The sequence below is a fragment of the Vibrio agarilyticus genome (assembly GCF_012641465.1).
Taxonomy (GTDB): domain Bacteria; phylum Pseudomonadota; class Gammaproteobacteria; order Enterobacterales; family Vibrionaceae; genus Vibrio; species Vibrio agarilyticus.
Genome location: NZ_JABAIK010000051.1, coordinates 1 through 916, shown reverse-complemented (window position 1 = coordinate 916; position 916 = coordinate 1). Strand labels below are relative to the sequence as shown.

Here is a 916-nt window from a genome sequence, read left to right as displayed (position 1 = left end):
GAAGAGCGTGAGCGTGGTATCACTATCTCTACTTCACACGTAGAGTACGACACTCCAACTCGCCACTACGCGCACGTTGACTGTCCAGGACACGCGGACTACGTGAAGAACATGATCACTGGTGCAGCTCAAATGGACGGCGGTATCCTAGTAGTTGCAGCAACTGACGGTCCAATGCCACAAACTCGTGAGCACATCCTACTAGGTCGTCAGGTTGGTATTCCTTACATCATCGTATTCATGAACAAATGTGACATGGTTGATGATGAAGAGCTTCTAGAGCTAGTTGAAATGGAAGTTCGTGAACTTCTATCTGAATACGACTTCCCAGGTGATGACCTACCAGTTATCCAAGGTTCTGCACTAGGCGCACTAAACGGCGAAGAGCAGTGGGAAGAGAAAGTTCTTGAGCTAGCGAAAGCGCTAGATGAGTACATTCCTGAGCCAGAGCGTGCTATCGATATGCCATTCCTAATGCCAATCGAAGACGTATTCTCAATCCAAGGTCGTGGTACAGTAGTAACTGGCCGTATCGAGCGCGGTATCCTGAAAGTAGGTGACGAAGTTGCTATCGTAGGTATCAAAGATACTACTACTACAACTTGTACTGGTGTTGAAATGTTCCGTAAACTGCTTGACGAAGGTCGTGCAGGTGAGAACGTTGGTGCACTTCTACGTGGTACTAAGCGTGACGAAGTTGAACGTGGTCAAGTACTTGCTAAGCCAGGTTCAATCACTCCTCACACTAAGTTTGAGTCAGAAGTATACGTACTTTCTAAAGACGAAGGCGGCCGTCATACTCCGTTCTTCAAAGGCTACCGTCCACAGTTCTACTTCCGTACAACTGACGTAACTGGTGACATCTCTCTACCAGAAGGCGTAGAAATGGTAATGCCAGGCGACAACATCCAAATGA

At 47.5% G+C, this 916-nt stretch carries 1 protein-coding gene; it reads left to right on the top strand.

What is annotated here, in order from left to right:
- Nucleotides 1-916, top strand: a 916-nt coding sequence (gene tuf, locus HGP28_RS18915; protein ID WP_168837982.1) for an elongation factor Tu, incomplete at both ends; no start/stop codon positions are given.